This is a genomic window from Pusillimonas sp. SM2304, from assembly GCF_031628915.1.
Classification (GTDB): Bacteria; Pseudomonadota; Gammaproteobacteria; order Burkholderiales; family Burkholderiaceae_B; genus Pusillimonas_C.
Genome location: NZ_JAVLUJ010000002.1, coordinates 336084 through 356600 on the forward strand (window position 1 = coordinate 336084; position 20517 = coordinate 356600).

General features: G+C 59.6%; 21 protein-coding genes. 18 read left to right on the forward strand and 3 right to left on the reverse strand.

Annotation, left to right across the window (positions count from 1 at the left end; genetic code table 11):
- Positions 1–148: 148 nt before the first annotated feature.
- Positions 149–418 (forward strand): Arm DNA-binding domain-containing protein, encoded by a 270-nt coding sequence (locus tag RE432_RS19615; RefSeq protein ID WP_409079842.1) that lies wholly within the window; start codon positions 149–151, stop codon positions 416–418.
- Between the two features lie 170 nt (positions 419–588).
- Here the strand turns inward: RE432_RS19615 and RE432_RS10560 are convergent, their stop codons facing one another.
- Positions 589–1407: a ubiquinol-cytochrome C chaperone family protein gene (locus tag RE432_RS10560; RefSeq protein ID WP_310933377.1), complete on the reverse strand. Its 819-nt coding sequence runs from the start codon at positions 1405–1407 to the stop codon at positions 589–591.
- Entirely contained in the window at positions 1385–2047 is a 663-nt protein-coding gene (locus tag RE432_RS10565) for a hypothetical protein (RefSeq protein ID WP_310933378.1), read from the reverse strand. Before RE432_RS10565 ends, RE432_RS10560 begins: the two co-directional genes overlap by 23 nt.
- Positions 2048–2446: 399 nt before the next feature.
- Here RE432_RS10565 and RE432_RS19620 point away from each other — a divergent pair, with 399 nt between their 5' ends.
- Both RE432_RS19620 and RE432_RS19625 read left to right on the forward strand, forming a co-directional pair.
- Entirely contained in the window at positions 2447–2839 is a 393-nt protein-coding gene (locus RE432_RS19620) for a type IIL restriction-modification enzyme MmeI (RefSeq protein ID WP_409079843.1), read from the forward strand.
- Positions 2840–2896: 57 nt separating this feature from the next.
- A complete protein-coding gene (locus RE432_RS19625) occupies positions 2897–3724 on the forward strand; it encodes a DNA methyltransferase (RefSeq protein WP_409079844.1) in 828 nt (275 codons plus the stop codon).
- Here the strand turns inward: RE432_RS19625 and rhuM are convergent.
- Positions 3605–4024, reverse strand: coding sequence for a RhuM family protein (gene rhuM / locus RE432_RS10580; RefSeq protein WP_310933379.1), 420 nt, complete (start codon positions 4022–4024; stop codon positions 3605–3607). The two genes, RE432_RS19625 and rhuM, sit on opposite strands and share 120 nt — an antisense overlap.
- Before the next feature lie 185 nt (positions 4025–4209).
- On the opposite strand from rhuM, the gene RE432_RS10585 reads away from it, so the two are divergent.
- The 15 genes from RE432_RS10585 to nuoI all read left to right on the forward strand — a co-directional run bounded on the left by RE432_RS10585 (position 4210) and on the right by nuoI (position 20509).
- On the forward strand, positions 4210–4755 hold the full coding sequence (locus RE432_RS10585; protein ID WP_310933380.1) for a cytochrome b: 546 nt from the start codon (positions 4210–4212) through the stop codon (positions 4753–4755).
- A gap of 107 nt (positions 4756–4862) precedes the next feature.
- Positions 4863–6161, forward strand: a complete 1299-nt coding sequence (locus RE432_RS10590; protein ID WP_310933381.1) for an imelysin family protein — start codon at positions 4863–4865, stop codon at positions 6159–6161.
- Positions 6162–6376: 215 nt separating this feature from the next.
- Entirely contained in the window at positions 6377–7726 is a 1350-nt protein-coding gene (locus RE432_RS10595) for a di-heme oxidoredictase family protein (RefSeq protein ID WP_310934202.1), read from the forward strand.
- Between the two features lie 219 nt (positions 7727–7945).
- On the forward strand, positions 7946–9064 hold the full coding sequence (locus RE432_RS10600) for an imelysin family protein (protein WP_409079865.1): 1119 nt from the start codon (positions 7946–7948) through the stop codon (positions 9062–9064).
- Positions 9054–10193 carry a DUF1513 domain-containing protein gene (locus RE432_RS10605; RefSeq protein ID WP_310934204.1) on the forward strand — a complete coding sequence of 380 codons (1140 nt, stop codon included), beginning with the start codon at positions 9054–9056 and terminating at the stop codon, positions 10191–10193. Before RE432_RS10600 ends, RE432_RS10605 begins: the two co-directional genes overlap by 11 nt.
- 379 nt (positions 10194–10572) lie before the next feature.
- On the forward strand, positions 10573–11649 hold the full coding sequence (locus tag RE432_RS10610; RefSeq protein ID WP_310933383.1) for a porin: 1077 nt from the start codon (positions 10573–10575) through the stop codon (positions 11647–11649).
- A 236-nt stretch (positions 11650–11885) separates the two neighbouring features.
- On the forward strand, positions 11886–12245 hold the full coding sequence (locus RE432_RS10615; protein ID WP_310933384.1) for an NADH-quinone oxidoreductase subunit A: 360 nt from the start codon (positions 11886–11888) through the stop codon (positions 12243–12245).
- A gap of 56 nt (positions 12246–12301) precedes the next feature.
- A complete protein-coding gene (locus RE432_RS10620; protein ID WP_013742839.1) occupies positions 12302–12778 on the forward strand; it encodes an NADH-quinone oxidoreductase subunit B family protein in 477 nt (158 codons plus the stop codon).
- A 40-nt stretch (positions 12779–12818) separates the two neighbouring features.
- A complete protein-coding gene (locus RE432_RS10625) occupies positions 12819–13430 on the forward strand; it encodes an NADH-quinone oxidoreductase subunit C (RefSeq protein ID WP_310933385.1) in 612 nt (203 codons plus the stop codon).
- Between the two features lie 3 nt (positions 13431–13433).
- Positions 13434–14690, forward strand: a complete 1257-nt coding sequence (locus RE432_RS10630; protein ID WP_310933386.1) for an NADH-quinone oxidoreductase subunit D — start codon at positions 13434–13436, stop codon at positions 14688–14690.
- 35 nt (positions 14691–14725) lie between these two features.
- Positions 14726–15220 (forward strand): NADH-quinone oxidoreductase subunit NuoE, encoded by a 495-nt coding sequence (gene nuoE / locus RE432_RS10635; protein WP_310933387.1) that lies wholly within the window; start codon positions 14726–14728, stop codon positions 15218–15220.
- Positions 15217–16584 (forward strand): NADH-quinone oxidoreductase subunit NuoF, encoded by a 1368-nt coding sequence (gene nuoF, locus RE432_RS10640; protein WP_310933388.1) that lies wholly within the window; start codon positions 15217–15219, stop codon positions 16582–16584. The genes nuoE and nuoF overlap by 4 nt, the downstream gene beginning before the upstream one ends.
- Before the next feature lie 15 nt (positions 16585–16599).
- Positions 16600–18930 carry an NADH-quinone oxidoreductase subunit NuoG gene (gene nuoG / locus RE432_RS10645; RefSeq protein ID WP_310933389.1) on the forward strand — a complete coding sequence of 777 codons (2331 nt, stop codon included), beginning with the start codon at positions 16600–16602 and terminating at the stop codon, positions 18928–18930.
- Positions 18930–20003 carry an NADH-quinone oxidoreductase subunit NuoH gene (gene nuoH, locus RE432_RS10650; RefSeq protein WP_310933390.1) on the forward strand — a complete coding sequence of 358 codons (1074 nt, stop codon included), beginning with the start codon at positions 18930–18932 and terminating at the stop codon, positions 20001–20003. The genes nuoG and nuoH overlap by 1 nt, the downstream gene beginning before the upstream one ends.
- Before the next feature lie 17 nt (positions 20004–20020).
- Positions 20021–20509: an NADH-quinone oxidoreductase subunit NuoI gene (nuoI, locus tag RE432_RS10655; RefSeq protein ID WP_102070002.1), complete on the forward strand. Its 489-nt coding sequence runs from the start codon at positions 20021–20023 to the stop codon at positions 20507–20509.
- The last annotated feature ends 8 nt before the right edge of the window (positions 20510–20517 follow it).

Here is a 20517-nt window from a genome sequence, read left to right on the forward strand (position 1 = left end):
TACCGGAAGCCCGCATAGACATTAGGTTTGTGCGGGTTTTTTGCGTTCAGGGCGTCTCAGGGGGGGGGCAGTAAATCCCGGGTTTTTGGTATGCGTTTTGGTATGTTAAAAATTACATACCATAGAATGGCCCACTTAGAGACCCGACATGCCAAAAATCCCCACACAACTCACTGATCTTGCAGCTCGCAGGGCGAAACCCAAGAATACAGTTTACACGTTGGCTTCTGGGCGCGGCCTGTTCCTGGTCGTGCAGCCAAGTGGTCAGAAGCAGTGGGTGGTTCGTTTCCAGTTTCCAGACGGGAAGCGTGGTAATCGGATCATATGTGCGTCCCTGCTTCGCAGACCGCGCTGCTTCAGGTTCGCTGTTCGCTCATCCCTGGCGGGACTGGCTGACGTCAGCCTTCCCCATCGATGACGCCTTCGGCCCGGCTTCTTGGCCGGGCTTGCGCGCTTCGCTTGCCTGCGGGCGACACCAAACACCTGGCTGTTGCCGGCGCAGCCATCTTTCCTGACCTCATCACCTGGTCCGCGACTGTAGACAGGGACATCTATTGATATACGCGCTACGTGTCTGCTGTTGGCCGGTCAGTTTTTCAAACGACATCCACACTCACCGCAGAATTTTGCACTGCTCGAGACCGGGGTGTCACATTGCGGGCAACGTCCTTCTTTCTCTTGGGCGGAATACGCCTTTTGTCGCATATAGGCAATTTGAACCACGCAAGGAACCGTGACGCGATACGCGGGACTCGCGAGGTCAAAAACCGTCCAGATTCCTGTAATTGCCCAGCCGATGGGGCCTGCGAATGCACCGGCTCCTCGCATTAAGGGAGCAGTGGTGGTGAACACCAGCCCCCGGCCAAGAATCGCTGTGGACGTAGCTTGAGCCACGATTGCAGAAAGCTTGTAGGCGGCAAAGCCTGATGCTTTGATGGCAGCCTGCAGGGAAGCCATCATGAGTGGCCCAGTACCTGTGAAGTTCGCTCCCAGGCTGTTGAACAACGCTTCACGTTCTTGTTCAGTCATCCGATCAATCGATTCTTCGAGAACCTTCAGTAAGATGACCATTTCGATTTTCGGGCAATCGCTGTTCTTGTTGTAGTTGACCTTCAAATGGTCAGCCACGTCACACAATAGCTCTTTGTATGCCACACCCCTCCCTCTTCGGAAGAGATTGAGGAGGGTATTTCCGCCGAATTTTCGCAGTTCTTGGGAAATGAGCGCGACATCTTCAGGGGAGACTCTCCCCGAGGCCTTGGCAAGTACGAGTTGTGCGCAGGACTCAGCGGAGAGCGAGATGCGCCCATCCCCCTTGGCAGTGATGTGGTCAATCAGAATGTTGATGTCGTCACTGTCCGAATCCAGAAGCAGATTATCCAGGTCAGGATCGATACTGTGTGCCATGTTCAGGGTCTTTATCAGTTGGCTGTTTGATCTGGTTTGCCAGCGATGCCGCCAGAGCGACAAGCACCAAATTCTGCATGCGGAGCTCCTCGTGCTGTGGCTGTCTGAGGAGCATCAACGCCCCTAACGTGTGAGTTATACGTCTGCGTCTTTCGTCTCTGCTGTCCAGGCGGGCTTTCTCCCTGGGATCAGGCGTTGCGTTGGAGGGCCGTGGCGTTCTGAACACGCCCACTTGTTCGAGAACTCGATGCACCGTTGCGTGGCTTCCAAAATCATTTCGCAGGAGTTTGTCGGCAGACTTCATCATTGTTTCAAGATCGCCCACGGCCTTGATCAAGAGCTCCCAGTCTTCTGGCGTCATGAGAAGAAACGCCATGGGGATACCCAGAAGATCGGCTAGCTTGGACAAGGTGCGTAGATCTGGTTTGGGTTCCAGCCCCTCCTCTGCTTGCCTGAGCGCTCGAAGTGTGCTCCGAGCAAGGCCGGTTTGCCTGTAGATGTCGGTGTCTCTCCAACCCCCTGCGCGGCCATCTTCGCGCTCAGGACCAGAGACGCTTAAGGCGGCCTTGATATTCATACGAAGCGCTTGGCAGTAGGCGTCAAAACGGTCTGACTCACCAGCGCCGTGGTTTGTTGTCATGCTGCGACCACTACGATTTCATCGCGACAGCAATGGAAATAATGCCCAGCACGGCGATAGCAGCGATCCGTGTGTTGCCGTCTGATTCCTTAGCCAATTCGAGGATGCTCTCAAGAATGTCTTTCATGGCTCTTCTCCAAAAAGTAAGTTTTTAAGTAAAGCTGTAGGTGAGTGAAGAGTACTGGATAATCTTCCTTTGGAAACTCCATATTGGAGTTTTCACGCTACATAAATAATAATAGTGGAGTTTATATGCTACGAATAGTCGCTTGATGAGAGTCTGTATCAAGAAAATTGGCACGGCAATTTGTCGCAGGGTACTGCAGTGGGTGGGGATACGGGCGACGACATTGGCCTGAAGAAAAACTATATTTCCGAGTAGTGCCTGTCGGCCAGGACGTGACTGCTGAAGCGGAAACCCTAAAAGAAAGTGACCTGATCGCCCGACATGACATGCGGTTTGTAACCGTCGCGGATTTTCAAAGCCTGGCAGCCTTTGACCTGAAGGCTGATGAGCGCCTTGTCACCGACCTGACCGAGCTGAACAAGGAATACGCCTTCTTCCTGCCCCTGGCGGGGTATGAAAAAACGGTGATGTATCCGGAGCGCCCGGCTGACCTCAAGGCCACAGAGAAAATGGGTCAGCTGTTCGACCTGATCCGCGAACGCAATGACCTCACTAAACCCGAAGACATCCATGAACTGAATGTATTTCTAACGCGCCTGCTGTTCTGCTTCTATGCCGAAGACACTGGCATCTTTGAAGAAGGCCAACTGACTTCCACGCTATAAGCCTGCACGCGCGAAGACGGTTCAGACGTAGATCAGTTCTTTACCGATCTGTTCACGGTGCTGAATCTGGTAGAAGACTCGCCCCAGCGCATGCGTATGCCCAGCCATCTCCAGGCATTCCGCTATGTGAATGGTGGGTTGTTCCGAGATGACGAACCTGTGCCTGAATTTGGCCGCAAGGCGCGGCGCCTACTGTTGGACTGCGGTGGGCTGGACTGGTCGGAAATCAAGCCGGATATTTTCGGGTCAATGTTTCAGGCGGTGATTGACAAAGAACAGTGCGGCAACCTGGGGCAACATTACACCTCAGTGTCCAACATCATGAAGGTGATACAGCCGCTGTTTCTGGACAAGCTGCACGCCGAACTTGAAAAAGTGCGTGGCAATGAGAAGAAGCTAAAAGCGCTGCTGGTGCGCCTGCAGAACCTGCGTATCTTCGATCCCGCCTGCGGTTCCGGCAATTTTCTGATTATTGCCTACGAGGAACTGCGCAGGATGGAAATGGAGATTATTGATGCCCTGAATATCTTAGGCAAACAGGCGGAAATGTACTACTCGGGCATCAAACTGACGCAGTTCTATGGCATTGAGATTGATGATTTCGCCTGTGAGATCGCTACGCTTTCGCTCTGGCTGACTGAGCACCAGATGAATATTGCGTTCAAAGAAAAATTTGGCTTCGCCGAGGCAGCCTTGCCATTGCGTGATGGCGGGCATGTAGTATGCGGCAATAGTTTGCGAAGAGAATGGGAAGAAATCTGCCCTTCACAGAACAAGCGCAGCGAGCCTTATGAAGTTTATATCTGCGGAAATCCCCATTTCATGGAAATAAGGGAAGAGCCGAACAGCATATCGATGATATGCAAACGGTCCTTGGTGATATAAAAGGCTAGCCTTTAGGACAAGCAGCGTCGAGTTGACGCGATAGCCTACGGAAATGATGGCGTCCAGACTATAGTGCCTCAGGCTGCGTTTAACCTGACGCTTGCCTTCCGTTCGAACTACTAAGAAATCCTTAGTAGTTGCCGGTTCGGTGAGTTCCTCAGCGTCGTAAATGTACTTCAGGTGCATCAGCACGTTTTCTGGAGATGGGGTCACTTTGTCCCACGGAATCAAGCCGCACCAGGCATCTTTTTTCGAAGCCCCGGAAATACACAGCAAACCCATGATTTTCAACGAAATCATGGGTTTTTTGGTATGCGGCCGCCATGCCCGCCGTGGCCGGGCCGGGTGCCGGCGCGTACACGGGGAAGCATCAAGGGATAGCGCCGAACTTTCCCTGCGACGCCCAGTCTAAAGTGCGATTCACATAATAATTTCATGCATGCCAACTTCGTGCATTCGCTTCAAATTGTCAGGGGCTCGCAACCATGTCATCCACTTCCTTTTTTCGTGATTCACACGTTCGTTACGGGCTGGTCAGCCGATGTTTGCATTGGCTGATGACGTTTGTTTTTGCCTGGCAGTTCACCTCGGTGGCGGCACGGGTGCTGTTCGAAGACTCGGCTTTCGACGAATTCATGTGGGCGACCCATAAAGCAGTGGGCGCCACCTTGATGCTGCTGATCGTGTTGCGCCTGCTGTGGTGGGCCGTCAATGCCAATACGCGCCCGCCCGCCGTCAGCCTGGCCGCCCGCCTGGGTCATCTGGCCTTGTACGCCTTGATGTTCATGGTGCCACTGATCGGCCTGATACGGCAGTATGGGTCGGGCAGGGCATTTTCGGCGTGGGGCATACCGCTTATGCCGGGTTTCGAAGGCGACAAGATCGAATGGATGACCGACCTGGGCGGCAACTTCCATGGCTTGTTGGGCTGGACGCTGCTGGCCTTGATTGTTGGCCACATTGGCGCGGCCTTGTGGCACCGGCGCAAAGGCGGCAATCAGGTCATGCAGCGCATGGTCGGCACGGTCTGAGGCCCTAGCGGCAAAAATCCCCTATTCGGAATCAATATCGGTATTGGGAATCAATATCGTTTAAACTGGCGAGCTTACCGTTACATCAAAGCATTCGGGGGATCGCTATGCGCAAATTATTATGGGGGGCGGGTCTGGCCGCATGCTTGGGCACCGCCGCGGCGTCTGCCGCTGTCGAGCCGAAGGCCGTGGTCAAAACCTACGCGGATGTGGCGCTGGCCGAATACCAGGATGCCCTGGCGACCGCCCAGGTCCTGCAGAAGTCAGTCGGCGCCTTGGTCAGCCAGCCCAGCCCGCAAACTCTGGCGGCCGCGCGCAGCGCCTGGTTGAAGGCCCGCGTGCCTTACCAGCAAACCGAAGCCTATCGTTTCGGCAACGCGATTGTCGACGATTGGGAGGGCAGTGTGAACGCCTGGCCCCTGGACGAAGGCTTGATCGATTATGTCGATGCCTCGTACGGCACCGAGTCGGACACCAATGCTTATTATGCCGTCAACGTGATTGCCAATCCCGCTTTGAAAGTGGGGGGCAAGCAGGTGGATGCATCCGAGATTACGGCCGAGTTGCTGCGCGATGGCCTGCACGAGGCGGACGGCCACGAGGCTAATGTGGCCATTGGCTATCATGCCATCGAGTTCCTGCTGTGGGGCCAGGATCTGAACGGGACAGGCCCGGCGCCCGCCGGCCGGACCGGCACGCCGCAAGAGCGCCATGCAGGCAATCGCCCGCATACGGATTTTGATCCCGCCCACTGCACCAACGGCCACTGCGAGCGCCGTGGCCAATACTTGAAAGTGGTTACCGATATGCTGGTGGCCGATCTGGAAGACATGGTCGGTGAATGGCAAGCCGATGGCGCCGCGCGCCAGGCTGTTCAGGAAGACCCCAAGGCGGGCCTGATCGCCATGCTCACCGGCCTGGGCAGCCTGTCATACGGGGAACTGGCGGGCGAACGCATCAAGCTGGGCCTGATGCTGCATGATCCTGAAGAAGAACACGACTGCTTTTCCGACAATACGCATAACTCCCATTTTTACAACCAGGTGGGCATGATGAATGTCTATCTGGGCCGGTACGAGCGCGTGGACGGTTCGCAGGTCAAGGGCGCCAGCCTGTCCGAGTTGGTCAAGTCGCGCGATGCCAAGCTGGACGGCGAAGTGCGCGGCAAGCTGAATGACACGCTCAAGGCCATGCAGGCCATGAAAGACCGCGCTGAAAACGTCGAAACCTATGACCAGATGATTGCCCAGGGCAATGCCGAAGGCAATGCGGTGGTGCAGGCGGTGATCGATGGGCTGGTGGCCCAGACCCGCAGCATCGAGCGCGTGATTGCCGCGCTGGAGCTGGGCAGCATCGAACTGGAAGGCTCCGACAGTCTGGATAACCCCAACGCTGTGTTTCAATAGGTGCGCGCCGCAAGGCGCATACTGTCCACGAAACCGGCTCGGCGAGTAGAACAAGTGTGAAACGGATTATTGGTTTGACTGCGCTGGGCGCCGCGCTGGCAGCGTCGGCCGGCCCTCTGGAGCACCGCGATGACCTCGATGCCAAGGATAAAGAGCGGGTCGCGCATATTACGAAGGCGGCTGCCGGCTTTACGGCTGCGGAACCGTTCGAGTCGATGCAGGGCGGCGCGGGGACGGTGCAAAAGCTCATCAATGCGGATATTTTCTCGCACCCGGCCGCCAACCTCGATTTCGAGGGACGGCAGGAATTCATGGTGGGCAACGGCTTGTTCCGTAAAGACTGGGTGTCCTCGCCCGCATCGACCCAGGCCTCCGACGGGCTGGGCCCGCTGTTCAATGCACGCTCCTGTCAGGGCTGCCATGTGAAAGACGGCCGGGGTACTGTGCCCGGCTTCGATCCCCTGGAGCAAAATGATGCGGTCGCCTTGCTGGTCCGCCTGTCTTTGCCGGACAGTTCGGCCGATGCGCGCAAGCGGCTGGACCAGGGCGAGGTCGCGTCGCGGCCCGACCCGGTGTATGGCCATCAGTTGCAACCCTTTGCCGTGGCGGGCCTGCCTGCCGAGGGACAGATACGCATCAGCTACCAGGAAGAGCCGGTCGCGCTCAATGGTGGTGAAACCGCCGTGCTGATGCGGCCTGCCTATCGGATCGACAACCTGGCTTATGGGCCTTTGCATCCGGATACGCGCCTGTCGCCCCGGCTGGCTCCGCCCATGCTGGGGCTGGGCCTGCTGGAAGCCATACATCAGGACGATATTCTGGCGCATGCCGGCCGTGATCATGGCGACGGCATTTCGGGCCGGCCCAACTGGGTCACCGATCCCCGCACGGGCCAGCGTGTGCTGGGGCGCTTCAATTGGAAGGCGGGCCAGCCTACGGTCGAACATCAGTCGGCCAATGCCTTTTCGGGCGATATGGGGCTGTCGACGCCTATGTTCCCCAGCCACTTCGGCGATTGCACGCCGGCGCAGCAGGCTTGCCACGGCATGCCGCATGGCGCCCAGCCCCATCTGGGCGAGCACGAGGTGCCGGCACGCCTGATGGATTTTGTGACGGTTTACTCGCAGAATCTGGCCTTGCCGCAGCGGCGCGATGTTGATGACCCGCGCGTTCTGGCGGGCAAACAGTTGTTTTACGCTGCCAACTGTATTGCCTGCCATGTGCCCAAGTATGTCACCCGCCGCGATGCCAAGCGGGCCGAGCACCGGTTTCAACTGATCTGGCCGTACACCGATCTGCTGTTGCACGACATGGGGGCGGGGCTGGCCGATGGGCAGGATGAAGGCGATGCCAGCGGCCGCGAATGGCGCACGCCGCCGCTATGGGGCATAGGCCTGACCAAAACCGTGAATCCGAATGCGACCTGGCTGCATGACGGGCGGGCTCGCACTTTGCTGGAAGCCATCTTGTGGCATGGCGGCGAAGCGCAGGCCGCGCGTGATCGCGTGGTGGACATGAGCCCCGAGCAGCGAGCCGACCTGATCCGCTTTCTGGAATCGCTGTAAATCATCAGGATCGCTATCAAATACAGGAGCCGCAATCACATCATGGCTGATTTCATCAAGTGCGCGGACAGGCGACCACGGGTCTTCAACAGACGGCAGCAGGGCAGCGCGGCTTTGCCAAGCCGTGGGTTGCGGGCGCGGCTGAGCCTGGCTGCCAGGACACGGGTGCTGGCCGGTGCCGTGCTGCTTGCTGGCGGCGGCCTGGCGCAGGCGGGCGAGCTGCCCGCCGATTATGGCGAACGCCTGGTCCAGGATTACATTGCCCCCGCCATGCAAGGCTTTCAGGCATCGGCGCGCCAGTTGCAAGCCAGCCTGCAGGCCTGGTGCGCGCTGCCGGCGCAGCAAGATGCGCCTGGCGCGGCAGCGGCGATGGCGGCGCCAGGCCAGGCCGGCGATGGGCGGGCGCCGTCCGGTTCCATCAGCGCCGGGCAGCTGGACGAGGCCTTTGCGCAGACCGTCGAAGCGTGGTCGGGCATTGAGTTCCTGCGTTTCGGCCCCTTGGTGGCGGCCAACCGCTACGAACGTATCTATTTCTGGCCGGATCCGCGCGGCGTTACCTTGCGCCAGGTGCAAGGCCTGCTGGCCAAGCCGGACAGCGTGCCCGATGCGAAAGCGCTGGCGACGCACAGCGTGGCGCTGCAAGGCCTGCCCGCATTGGAGTATGTGCTCTATAAAGAGAACGGCGTGTTGTCCTTCGGTGGGGCGGCGGCGCCTGCCGGGGCTTCTGGTTCACCCGGCGCTGCCTCAAGGTCAAACGCCGCCGCCTGCGATTACGCGGCGGCCGTTGCCGGCAATCTGGCCGCCGTGGGCGCCGAGCTGGTCCAGGCCTGGATGCCGGGTGGCGAATATGCCCGGCAGTTCAGCAGGCCCTTGCCCGACAGCACCTTGTATCGCAGCCAGCAAGAAGTGGCGGGCGAAGCCATCAAGGCGCTGTCCACCGGCCTGCAGTTTGCGCGCGATGTAAAGCTGCTGCCGGTATTGGGCGACAGCCCGGAGGCCGCTCAGTACAAGCGCGCGCCGTTCTGGCGCAGCGGCCTGTCGGCCCGGGCCATGGGGGCCGCGGTGCAAGGCATGATCAAGTTTTACCAGGCGGGCGCTTATCAATATGGCCATGACGAAGCCTGGGTGGACCGCAATGTGCAAGAGGAATTGCAGCGGGCGCGCGATGATTTTTCTGCCATGCGGGGCGATGCCCAGCAGTTGGTGCACAGTGCCGAGGGTTATCGTCAACTGACCCTGGCAAGCTTGCTGCTCAAGAACGCCAAGGTCATGGTGGATGAACACATGGCGCCGGCATTTGGCGTAAGGATAGGTTTCAATGCCCTTGATGGAGATTGATCGCCGCCGTTTTCTGGCCTTGCTGGCCGCCAGCGGGGCGGGTGCGCTGGCAACAGGCTTGGCCTGGGCACGCAGTGCTGCGGATGGCGCCGCCCCCTTGCCCGGTATCGGGGCGGCACGCTATCTGGCGGCGCGCCAACACGCCGGCCGATTCGAAGCGGCGCTGCTCGACGGCCAGGGGCGCGATCAGCAGGTGCTTCCCCTGCCTGGCCGGGGCCACAGCTTTGCCATTGACGCCGCGCGCGGGCGGGCGGTCGCTTTCGGCCGGCAGCCGGGCTTCTTTGCCGTGGCTTTCGATGTCGCGGGCGAACAAGCCCTTCAATCCCTGGACGTGGCGCCGGGCCGCCATTTTTTCGGCCATGGCGTGTACTCGCCCGATGGCCAGTTGATGCTGGCGACTGAAAATGACTACGAGGCGGGCCGTGGCGTGCTGGGTATCTATGACGCCAGCCCGCGCGGTGCTTACCGGCGCGTGGGCGAATTTTCCACCTACGGCGTTGGGCCGCATGAAGTGGTGCTGATGCCTGACGGGGGCACGGTATGCGTGGCCAATGGCGGCATCTTGACGCATCCCGATTATGGCAAGCTGCAGTTGAATGCCGACACCATGCAGCCTTCGCTTGCCTATATAGATATAGCAAGCGGCGATCTGCTGGAGCAGGTTTATCTGGATAAGGCCTTGAGCCGGCTTTCCATCCGGCATATGGTCGTGGATGGCACAGGCGCGGTCTGGTTCGGCTGCCAGCATACTGGCCCGGCGCACGAGCAGCCTGCGCTGGTGGGGCGGCACCGGCGCGGCGCGGCGCCGGATTTGTTCACCGGCGCGAGCGACGTCCTGCGCAGCATGCGGAACTACGTCGGCTCGCTGGCGGTCAGCCATGACGGCCTGACCGTGGCGACCAGCAGTCCCGTGGGCGGGCTGGTGGCGTATTGGGATGCGCAGAGCGGCCGCTGCCTGGGCAGCACGCCGGTTTTCGACGGCTGCGGCGTCGCGCCCGCGCCCGCCGGGGGATTTCTTGTCAGCAGCGGCGAGGGGGTATTGACGTATTCCATGGCGGGCCGGGAGCAGGCGCAACAGATAGCCAGGACGGACGGCCTGGCCTGGGATAATCATTTACGCCGTTTTTGAGCGCTCCGGGAATGTAAATCTCTGAAAACTCGAAGAAAAAACAGGGTTTGGCACAACCTTGAAACCCCCATTAAAAACAAGCGCTTGCGGTAAATACTTAAAATGACGCTGTAAGTACAAAGGCGCGTTTTTTTGTGGTGCGTCCGCCACATTCAAAACAAGGGTAAACCCTTATAATTTACCGGCAAAAACGCTGTTTTGTTGCTAAAAGCCTACAGCCTGTGCAAAAAACGCCACGTTTCCCAACAGGATAATAGCCAGCAGGCTGGAATTTTGATGCAATAGCACCAACTTCCCATCGCGGAGTTGGAAAGAGCAGCAGCACAGTGCAAACAAGTAGTCGCTGCTCTAGTTACTCAAATCTACGGAGATTTCTTACATGAAAAAGACTCTGCTCGCTGCTGCTCTCACCGTCGGCTTTTTCGGCGTTGCCCAGGCAGAAACATCGGTCACCCTGTACGGTATTATCGATACCGGTATCGGCTACAACAAAGTTGAAGTTGGTGACACCGATGCCAAGAAAGTCGGCCTTATCAACGGTGTTCAGTCCGGCAGCCGCTGGGGCCTGAAAGGCACTGAAGATCTGGGCGATGGCCTGCAAGCTGTTTTCCAACTGGAAAACGGTTTCGACAGCTCGACCGGCTACGGCGCTCAAGATGACCGTATGTTTGGTCGTCATGCCACCATCGGTCTGCAAGGCGACAGCTGGGGCCGTCTGGATCTGGGCCGCCAAACCAACATCGCGTCCAAGTACTTTGCTGACGTAGCCAGCCCCTTCGGCGCCAGCTTCGGCCAAGCCAACGTCGGTGCGACCTTCGGTTCGTCCAACACCGTCCGTTGGGACAACATGGTCATGTACCAAACCCCCAACTTCTCGGGCTTCCAGTTCGGCGTTGGTTATTCCTTCAACACCAACGGCGCCCAAGAGTGGGATGTTGACGGTATCGAAGAAGACAACGACAAGGGCGTCACCACCGGTCTGCGCTATGCAAACGGCCCCATCGGTGCTGCTCTGACGTACGACCAAGTCAAGAACGACACGGTTGACGAGAAAGTCAAACAGTGGAACTTGGGCTTGAGCTACGACTTCGAAATCGTCAAGCTGCACGCTGGTTTCGGCCAAACGCGTGACGGTTGGATCGGTGGCTACAGCTACGGTATCGCAGGCGCCCCCACTGGCACCATGTACGAAAGCGGCCGTGACGCCAACCTGTACACTGTCGGCCTGAGCGCTCCTCTGGGTGCTGGCAAGATTATGGCTTCGTGGGCCATGGCTGATTTCGACGACAACAACGGCGTTGACTACGAAAAGCAAAACATCTACAGCCTGGGCTACACCTACGCACTGTCCAAGCGCACCAACGTGTACGCTTACGGTTCGTATGCTAAAGACCTGTACGGCATCGACGACACCAAGTCGACCGCTGTCGGCGTCGGTGTTCGCCACCAGTTCTAATCGGATTGCATAGCTAGCCTATGCATCTGAACGGTCCGGCTTTGCCGGGCCGTCGTGGAACGCAGGCAGGCGCAAGCCTGCCAACAAAAGCCACCCCTAGGGGTGGCTTTTGTGTTGGCCTTTTCAGACTGTTGTGCGCAGACTGCCAACATGTTTCAGCTTAGGGTTATTCAGCAGAATGACGCTCTCAAAATGCTACAATCCAGAAGTTTACTTATCGTGATTGGATGCGCAGCATGAATCTGCAACAGTACTTTCCCGTTCTGCTGTTTATCGTCGTGGCAACCTGTATTGGCTTTGCCCTGCTGGGCGCAGGCAGGCTGCTGGGCCCGCACCGCCCTTACGACGAAAAGCTCTCGCAATACGAATGCGGTTTCGAAGCCTTCGGCGACTCGCGCATGAAGTTCGACGTTCGCTATTACCTGGTTGCGATCCTGTTCATTATGTTTGACCTGGAAATCGCTTTCCTGTTTCCGTGGGCCATGGCCAACGGCACCATAGGCATGGTCGGTTTCTGGACGGTTCTGGTGTTTCTGGCCATTCTCACCGTGGGTTTCATCTACGAGTGGAAGAAAGGCGCGCTCGATTGGGAGTAAGCGGCAGGTGTCCAGCCCCGCTCCAGGGCGCTTCGGAACAAGGCTAAAGGTAAATTATGGCTATTGATGGCATCATGAAAGAAGGTTTTATAACCACCAGCGCAGACAAGTTCCTGAACTGGGCCAAAACGGGTTCGCTGTGGCCCATGACGTTTGGCCTGGCCTGTTGTGCGGTCGAAATGATGCACGCGGGCGCGGCGCGTTACGACCTTGACCAGTTCGGCATTATTTTTCGTCCCAGCCCGCGCCAGTCCGACCTGATGATCGTGGCGGGCACGCTGTGCAACAAGATGGCGCCGGCGCTGCGCAAGGTCTACGACCAGATGCCCGAGCCGCGCTGGGTGGTTTCCATGGGCTCCTGTGCCAACGGTGGCGGCTACTACCATTATTCCTATTCGGTGGTGCGCGGCTGCGACCGTATCGTTCCTGTCGATGTCTACGTGCCGGGCTGCCCGCCCACGGCGGAAGCCCTGGTGTACGGCCTGCTGCAAATGCAGAACAAGATCCGGCTTACCAACACCATTGCGCGCTAGGCCCTGTGGCTGTCACCTTTAACGTTGAACTGCTTGAATTATGACTCGGCTCGAAACGCTACACACTAATCTGCAGGCCGCCTTCGGTGAATCCGTTGCGCTGAAGCTGGCCCTGAACGAACTCACGCTTGAAGTCCCCGCCAAGAACTGGATCGATGTCTGCACCGCTTTGCGCGACAACGACACGCTGGGTTTCGATACCTGCATCGACCTGTGCGGCATGGACTATTCCGCCTGGGGCGCGCCCACTTATCCGGCCGCCGCCGCTGCGCATCCGCAGCGCTTCGCCGTGGTGCTGCACCTGCTGTCGGTCAAGCGCAACTGGCGCTTGCGGGTGCGCGTCTATGTCCCCAATGACGAATTCCCCGTTATTCCGTCGCTGGTCGATGTCTGGCCCTCGGTCAACTGGTTCGAGCGCGAAGCCTTCGATCTGTACGGCATCGTGTTCGAAGGCCACCCCGACCTGCGCCGCATCTTGACCGACTACGGTTTCATCGGGCATCCGTTCCGCAAGGATTTCCCGCTCTCGGGCAATGTGGAAATGCGCTACGACACAGAACAGAAACGGGTGGTCTACCAACCCGTCACCATCGAACCGCGCGAAATCACGCCGCGTGTCGTGCGTGAAGCAGGCTACGGAGCAGGGCGCTAGAACATGGCTGAAATCAAAAACTACACACTGAACTTTGGTCCCCAGCATCCGGCTGCGCACGGCGTGCTGCGTCTGGTCCTGGAGCTGGACGGCGAGGTCATCCAGCGTGCCGATCCGCACATCGGCTTGCTGCATCGGGCCACCGAGAAGCTGGCCGAGCACAAAACCTTTTTGCAGGCGCTGCCCTATATGGACCGCCTGGACTATGTGTCCATGATGTGCAACGAGCACGCCTATGTGATGGCGGTTGAAAACCTGCTGGGCATCAAGGCGCCTTTGCGCGCGCAGTACATCCGCGTCATGTTCGACGAAATCACGCGCTTGCTGAACCACCTGATGTCGCTGGGGTCGCACGCGCTCGACGTGGGCGCCATGGCGGTGTTCCTGTATGCCTTCCGCGAACGCGAAGACCTGATGGACTGCTACGAGGCGGTATCGGGCGCGCGCATGCACGCCGCTTATTATCGTCCGGGCGGCGTCTACCGCGACCTGCCCGACGCCATGCCGCAGTACGGGCAATCCAGCAAGTACCGCGGCGAGAAAGAACTGCGCGCCATGAACGACGCGCGTTCGGGCTCGCTGCTGGACTTCATCGAGGACTTCACCAACCGTTTCCCCACCTGCGTGGACGAGTACGAAACCCTGCTGACCGATAACCGTATCTGGAAGCAGCGCCTGGTAGGCATTGGCGTGGTCGATCCCGATCGCGCCAAGGCGCTGGGCTTTACCGGCCCCATGCTGCGCGGCTCGGGCGTCGAGTGGGATCTGCGCAGGCACCAGCCCTACGAAGTCTACGATCGCCTTGATTTCGACATTCCCGTGGGCACCAATGGCGATTGCTATGACCGCTATCTGGTGCGCATTGCCGAAATGCGCGAAAGCAATCGCATTATTCGCCAGTGCGTGGAATGGCTACGCAATAACCCCGGCCCGGTCATCATCGACAACCACAAGATCGCGCCGCCCAGCCGCGAACGCATGAAGACCGGCATGGAAGACCTGATCCACCACTTCAAGCTCTTTACCGAAGGCATGCATGTGCCCGCGGGCGAAACCTATGCCGGCGTCGAACACCCCAAGGGCGAGTTCGGCATCTACATGGTGTCCGACGGGGCCAACAAGCCGTACCGCGTGAAGATACGCGCGCCCGGCTTTGCCCACCTGCAGTCCCTGGATGAAATGTCGCGGGGGCACATGATTGCCGACGCCGTCACCATTATTGGGACGCAAGACATTGTGTTTGGCGAAATCGACCGTTAATCGGCGCAAGCCAAGGTAAAAACCGGATTCAAATTATGCTGCTTTCCGAACAAGCCTATCGAAAAATCGACCGGGAACTCACCAAGTTCCCGGACGACCAGCAACAGTCCGCCATCATGGCGGCGCTGACCATTGCACAGGAAGAAAAAGGGTGGGTCTCGACCGACGTCATCGCTGATGTCGCCGCCTACCTGCGTGTGCCGGCCATTGCGGTGCAGGAAGTCGCCACCTTCTACAACATGTTCAATACCCACCCCGTGGGCCGCTTCAAGATCACCGTCTGCACGAACCTGCCCTGTGCCTTGCGCGACGGCGTCAAGGCGGCCGACTATCTGAAGCAGAAGCTGGGTATCGATTTTCACGAAACCACGCCCGATGGCCTGTTCACGCTGATGGAAGGCGAGTGCATGGGGGCATGTGGCGATTCGCCGGTGATGCTCATGAACAACAGGCATATGTGTGTACGCATGTCGTCGGAAAAAATCGACGCCATGGTCGAAGAACTTAAACAGCACGGGGAGTCGGCATGAACGCGCCGGGCCTATTGCAGCAGTTTTCCCAGGGCTTGACGCCCAATCCCGGCACCGAGCTGTCGGCCAGCATGATCTTTCACGATCGGCACATCAATCCGCAGATTGTGGCCGGGCTGGACGGCAGCAACTGGGGCCTTGAAGACTACGTCAAGCGCGGCGGCTACGAAGCCCTGCGCAAGATCCTGACCACCGGCATGACGCCGGACGACGTCATTGCCGAAGTCAAGGCCTCCAGTCTGCGCGGCCGGGGCGGCGCGGGTTTCCCCACCGGCCTGAAGTGGAGCTTCATGCCCCGCACTCTGCCGGGCCAGAAGTATCTGGTGTGCAACTCCGACGAGGGCGAGCCCGGTACATTCAAAGACCGCGATATCCTGCGCTTCAATCCGCACATCGTGATCGAAGGCATGGCCATTGCCGCCTACGCCATGGGCATTACCGTGGGCTACAACTACATCCACGGTGAAATCTTCGAAATCTACGAACGCTTCGAAGAGGCGTTGGAGCAGGCGCGCGCGGCGGGCTTCCTGGGCGACAAGATCCTGGGTTCCGAATTCAACTTCCAGCTGCATGCCTTCCATGGCTACGGCGCCTACATCTGCGGCGAAGAAACCGCTTTGCTGGAATCGCTGGAAGGCAAGAAAGGGCAGCCGCGCTTCAAGCCGCCGTTTCCAGCCAGCTTTGGCCTGTACGGCAAGCCCACCACCATCAACAACACCGAGACGTTTGCCGCGGTGCCCTGGATCTTCCGCCACAGTGCGCAAGAATACCTGGACATTGGCGTTGCCAACGCCGGAGGCACCAAGCTGTTTTCGATTTCCGGCGACGTCGAACTTCCCGGCAACTACGAAATTCCCCTGGGCACGCCGTTCAGCAAGTTGCTGGAGCTGGCCGGCGGCATGCGCGGCGGCCGCAAGCTCAAGGCGGTGATTCCAGGCGGGTCCAGCGCGCCGGTGCTGCCCGCCGACATCATGATGCAGACCAATATGGACTACGACTCGATCGCCAAGGCGGGTTCCATGCTGGGCTCGGGCGCGGTCATCGTCATGGATGAAACCCGCTGCATGGTCAAGTCGCTGCTGCGCCTGTCTTATTTCTATTTTGAAGAAAGCTGCGGGCAGTGCACCCCTTGCCGCGAAGGCACGGGCTGGCTGTATCGCATGCTGGCGCGCATTGAAAATGGCCAGGGCCGTCCGGAAGACCTGGACGTGCTCGATTCGGTCGCGCACAACATCATGGGCCGCACCATTTGCGCCCTGGGCGATGCTGCCGCCATGCCGGTACGCAGCTTCATCAAGCATTTCCGCGACGAGTTCGCACACCACATCGAGCATAAAAGCTGTGTGGTGCCCAAATATTTGTAGGGTCAGGACACGCTAATGGTTGAACTCACCATCGACGGCATCAAAGTAGAAGCCCCCGAAGGCAGCATGGTCATACAGGCCGCGCATAAGCTGGGGGTGTATGTGCCGCATTTCTGCTATCACAAGAAGCTTTCCGTGGCGGCCAACTGCCGCATGTGCCTGGTCGACGTCGAAAAGGCGCCCAAGGCCTTGCCCGCTTGCGCCACGCCGGTGACCAACGGCATGGTCGTGCACACGCGTTCGGAAAAAGCCATTGCCGCGCAAAAAAGCGTCATGGAGTTCCTGCTGATCAATCACCCGCTCGATTGCCCGGTGTGCGACCAGGGCGGTGAATGCCAATTGCAGGACCTGGCCGTGGGCTATGGTTCGTCGGCCTCGCGCTATCAGGAAGAAAAGCGCGTGGTGGTTGCCAAGGAAATGGGCCCGCTCATTTCCACCGACGGCATGCAGCGCTGCATCCACTGCACCCGCTGCGTGCGGGTGGGCCAAGAGATCGGCGGCATCATGGAAGTGGGCATGATCAATCGGGGCGAGCATTCCGAAATCACCACCTTTGTGGGCAAGGCCGTGGAATCCGAGCTGTCGGGCAACATGATCGATGTCTGTCCGGTTGGCGCGCTGTTGTCCAAGCCGTTCAAGTTTACGGCCCGCACCTGGGAAATGGCCCGCCGCCGCTCGGTCAGCCCGCATGACAGCCTGGGCGCCAACCTGGTCGTGCAGACCAAGCTGGATCGCGTCCTGCGGGTGGTGCCTTTTGAAAATGACGACATCAACGAATGCTGGATCAGCGACCGCGACCGTTTTTCGTACGAAGGCCTGTATACGCAAGATCGCCTGGCGCATCCCATGGTCAAGGGCGAAGACGGCCAATGGCGCGAAGCGTCCTGGACGGACGCGCTCCAGGCGGTGGTGCATGGCTTCAACACCGTGCGCGAGCAGTTCGGCCCCGAGCAGATCGGCGCCATCGGGAGTCCGGTGGCCACGGTCGAAGAGCTGGCCTTGCTGGGCCGGCTGGTCCGTGCGCTGGGCTCGGAAAATATCGATTTCCGCCTGCGCAGCATCGACCCCGCGTTCGACCAGGCCGTGACGGGCGTGCCCTGGCTGGGCATGCCGGTGGCCGAGCTCAATCAGCTTGACCGCGTGCTGGTGGTGGGCTCCTTCCTGCGCAAGGATCATCCGCTGATGGCGCAGCGCCTGCGTCAAGCCGTCAAGCATGGCACGCAGGTAAGCTTTATTGATTCGGCCGCCGAAGACCCCTTGTTCCCGGTGGCCAGCCGCATGACGGTGGCGCCCAGCGCGCTGCCCAATGCACTGGCCGAAGTCCTGGTCGCCCTGGCGCAAGCCGGCGGCCAGACGGTACCCGACGTCTTTGCGGACGTCACGCCGTCGGAAGCGGCGGGGCGGATTGCGGCCAGCCTGCAGTCGGGCGAGCGCGTGGCGGTGCTGCTGGGCAATATGGCGGTCGGTTCCGATCAGGCCAGCCTGATCGCCGCCAACGCGGCGGCGCTGGCCAAGTCGGCCAACGCCAAGCTGGGCTTCCTGACCCCGGGCGGCAATACCGTGGGCGGTTATCTGGCCGGCGCAACGCCGGGCCGGGGCGGCCTGACGGCCGAGCAAATGCTGCAGCAGCCGCTCAAGGCCTATCTGGTGGTGCATGCCGAACCTACCCTGGACAGCGATAACGGCGCGCGCGCGCTCGAAGCGCTGAAAGGCGCCGGGTTTGCGGTGGCCTTGACGTCATTCAGATCCGCCGCCGAGGACTGGGCCGATGTCATGCTGCCCATTTCCCCCTTTACCGAAACCTCCGGCACGTTTGTGAACGCCGAAGGCCGGGCGCAAAGCTTCAAGGGGGTGGCCGCGCCGTTTGCCGATACGCGCCCGGGCTGGAAAGTCCTGCGCGTGCTGGGCAATTTGTTCGAATTGCAGGGTTTTGACGACGAAACCTCTGAATCCATACGCGACATCGTCATGGTGGGCGGCATCGAAAGCCGCCTGTCCAACGAGGTTTCCGCTGCGCCGGGCCTGTCGGCGGCGCAGCCTGGCGGCCTGGAGCGTGTCGCCGACGTGCCCATTTACCGCAGCGATGCGCTGGTGCGCCGTTCCATGCCGCTGCAGGAAACGGCTGCCTCGCAAGCGCCGCGCGCCCGCATGGCGGCCGGCACCCTGGCCGGGCTGGGCCTGGCTTCGGGCGATGCCTTGCGCATCAGCAGCGGGCAAGGCCAAGTGGTACTGCCCGCGCAGGAAGACGAAACCGTGGCCCCGGGCTGCGTGCGGATCGCCACCGCGTTCAATGAAACGCTGGCGCTGGGTAGCGGTTTTGGCCAACTGACGGTGGAGCGTGCCTAATGGAGTGGCTTACCTTACTTGAGAATTTCGGCACGGGCCTGATCGGGCCAAGCGCCTGGATGGTGGTCTGGACACTGATCAAGATCGTGGTGATCGCGGTGCCCATTATTCTGTGCGTGGCCTACCTGACATACTGGGAACGCAAGATGATCGGCGCCATGCACGTGCGCCTGGGGCCGACCCGGGTTGGCTTCCGCGGCTTGCTGCAGCCGTTTGCCGACGTGTTCAAGCTGTTGACCAAAGAGGTCATTGTCCCCAACAAGGCCAATAAGGTGCTGTATGTCCTGGCGCCGGTCGTGACCCTGATGCCGGCCCTGGCTGCCTGGGCGGTGATCCCTTTCGGCCCGGAAGTCGTGCTGGCCGATATCAATGCCGGCCTGCTGTTCGTCATGGCCATTACCTCCATCGGCGTGTACGGCGTGATCGTGGCGGGTTGGGCGTCCAACTCCAAGTACGCTTTCCTGGGCGCCTTGCGGGCGGCCGCGCAGATGCTGTCCTATGAACTGGCCATCGGCTTTGTGCTGGTCACGGTGCTGCTGGTGTCGGGTACGCTGAACCTGAGCGGCATCGTCAACGGACAGAACGTGGGCTGGTTTGCCGACAAGGGCATCAACTTCATGTCCTGGAACTGGTTGCCGCTGCTGCCCTTGTTCGTCATCTATGTGATTTCGGCCGTGGCGGAAACCAACCGCCATCCCTTCGACGTGGTCGAAGGCGAATCGGAAATCGTGGCGGGCCACATGGTGGAGTATTCCGGCATGGGTTTCGCGCTGTTCTTTCTGGGCGAATACGCCAACATGATTCTGCTGTCGGCCTTGGCCTCCATTATGTTCCTGGGCGGCTGGGCGCCTCCGCTGGACATTGCGCCGCTGACCTGGATTCCAGGCTGGCTGTGGCTGGGGCTGAAAACGTTTGTTGTGGTTTCGATGTTTGTGTGGTTCCGTGCGACCTTCCCGCGCTACCGTTACGACCAAATCATGCGTCTGGGCTGGAAGGTATTCATTCCGCTCACCGGCATCTGGTTGTTGCTGGTGGCGATCTGGATGCAAACGCCCTGGAATATTTGGCAATAGGACACAGGGGCTAGATTATGGAAGCTATTAAAGATTTTTTCGGCAGCCTGATGCTGTCCGAAATGCTCAAGGGCATGCGCCTGACCGGCAAGTATTTTTTCAAGCGCAAGGTGACGCTGCGTTATCCGCAGGAAAAAACCCCGGCTTCGCCGCGTTTCCGCGGGCTGCACGCCCTGCGCCGCTACCCGAACGGGGAAGAGCGCTGCATTGCCTGCAAATTGTGCGAAGCCGTTTGCCCGGCGCTGGCCATTTCCATCGAATCGGAAGAACGCGACGACGGCACGCGCCGCACCACGCGCTACGACATCGACCTGGCCAAATGCATTTTCTGTGGTTTCTGTGAAGAAAGCTGCCCGGTCGATTCCATCGTCGAGACGCATATTTCGGAATACCACGGCGAAAAACGCGGCGACCTGTACTACACCAAAGACATGTTATTGGCGATTGGCGACCGTTACGAACCCGAAATCGCGCGCCGTCGTTCCGAAGACGCCCCTTATCGTTGATGCCGGAT

Excerpts from the sequence above, each read along its gene's own strand:
- RE432_RS10630 (WP_310933386.1), top strand. The coding sequence starts at position 13,434 with ATGGCTGAAATCAAAAACTACACACTGAACTTTGGTCCCCAGCATCCG.
- RE432_RS10620 (WP_013742839.1), top strand. The coding sequence starts at position 12,302 with ATGGCTATTGATGGCATCATGAAAGAAGGTTTTATAACCACCAGCGCA.
- rhuM (WP_310933379.1), bottom strand. The coding sequence starts at position 4,024 with ATGATTTCGTTGAAAATCATGGGTTTGCTGTGTATTTCCGGGGCTTCG.
- RE432_RS10565 (WP_310933378.1), bottom strand. The coding sequence starts at position 2,047 with ATGACAACAAACCACGGCGCTGGTGAGTCAGACCGTTTTGACGCCTAC.
- RE432_RS10595 (WP_310934202.1), top strand. The coding sequence starts at position 6,377 with ATGCAGGGCGGCGCGGGGACGGTGCAAAAGCTCATCAATGCGGATATT.
- RE432_RS10590 (WP_310933381.1), top strand. The coding sequence starts at position 4,863 with ATGCGCAAATTATTATGGGGGGCGGGTCTGGCCGCATGCTTGGGCACC.
- RE432_RS10615 (WP_310933384.1), top strand. The coding sequence starts at position 11,886 with ATGAATCTGCAACAGTACTTTCCCGTTCTGCTGTTTATCGTCGTGGCA.
- RE432_RS10625 (WP_310933385.1), top strand. The coding sequence starts at position 12,819 with ATGACTCGGCTCGAAACGCTACACACTAATCTGCAGGCCGCCTTCGGT.
- nuoI (WP_102070002.1), top strand. The coding sequence starts at position 20,021 with ATGGAAGCTATTAAAGATTTTTTCGGCAGCCTGATGCTGTCCGAAATG.
- RE432_RS10605 (WP_310934204.1), top strand. The coding sequence starts at position 9,054 with ATGGAGATTGATCGCCGCCGTTTTCTGGCCTTGCTGGCCGCCAGCGGG.
- nuoF (WP_310933388.1), top strand. The coding sequence starts at position 15,217 with ATGAACGCGCCGGGCCTATTGCAGCAGTTTTCCCAGGGCTTGACGCCC.
- RE432_RS10610 (WP_310933383.1), top strand. The coding sequence starts at position 10,573 with ATGAAAAAGACTCTGCTCGCTGCTGCTCTCACCGTCGGCTTTTTCGGC.
- nuoH (WP_310933390.1), top strand. The coding sequence starts at position 18,930 with ATGGAGTGGCTTACCTTACTTGAGAATTTCGGCACGGGCCTGATCGGG.
- nuoE (WP_310933387.1), top strand. The coding sequence starts at position 14,726 with ATGCTGCTTTCCGAACAAGCCTATCGAAAAATCGACCGGGAACTCACC.
- RE432_RS19615 (WP_409079842.1), top strand. The coding sequence starts at position 149 with ATGCCAAAAATCCCCACACAACTCACTGATCTTGCAGCTCGCAGGGCG.
- RE432_RS10585 (WP_310933380.1), top strand. The coding sequence starts at position 4,210 with ATGTCATCCACTTCCTTTTTTCGTGATTCACACGTTCGTTACGGGCTG.
- RE432_RS10560 (WP_310933377.1), bottom strand. The coding sequence starts at position 1,407 with ATGGCACACAGTATCGATCCTGACCTGGATAATCTGCTTCTGGATTCG.
- nuoG (WP_310933389.1), top strand. The coding sequence starts at position 16,600 with ATGGTTGAACTCACCATCGACGGCATCAAAGTAGAAGCCCCCGAAGGC.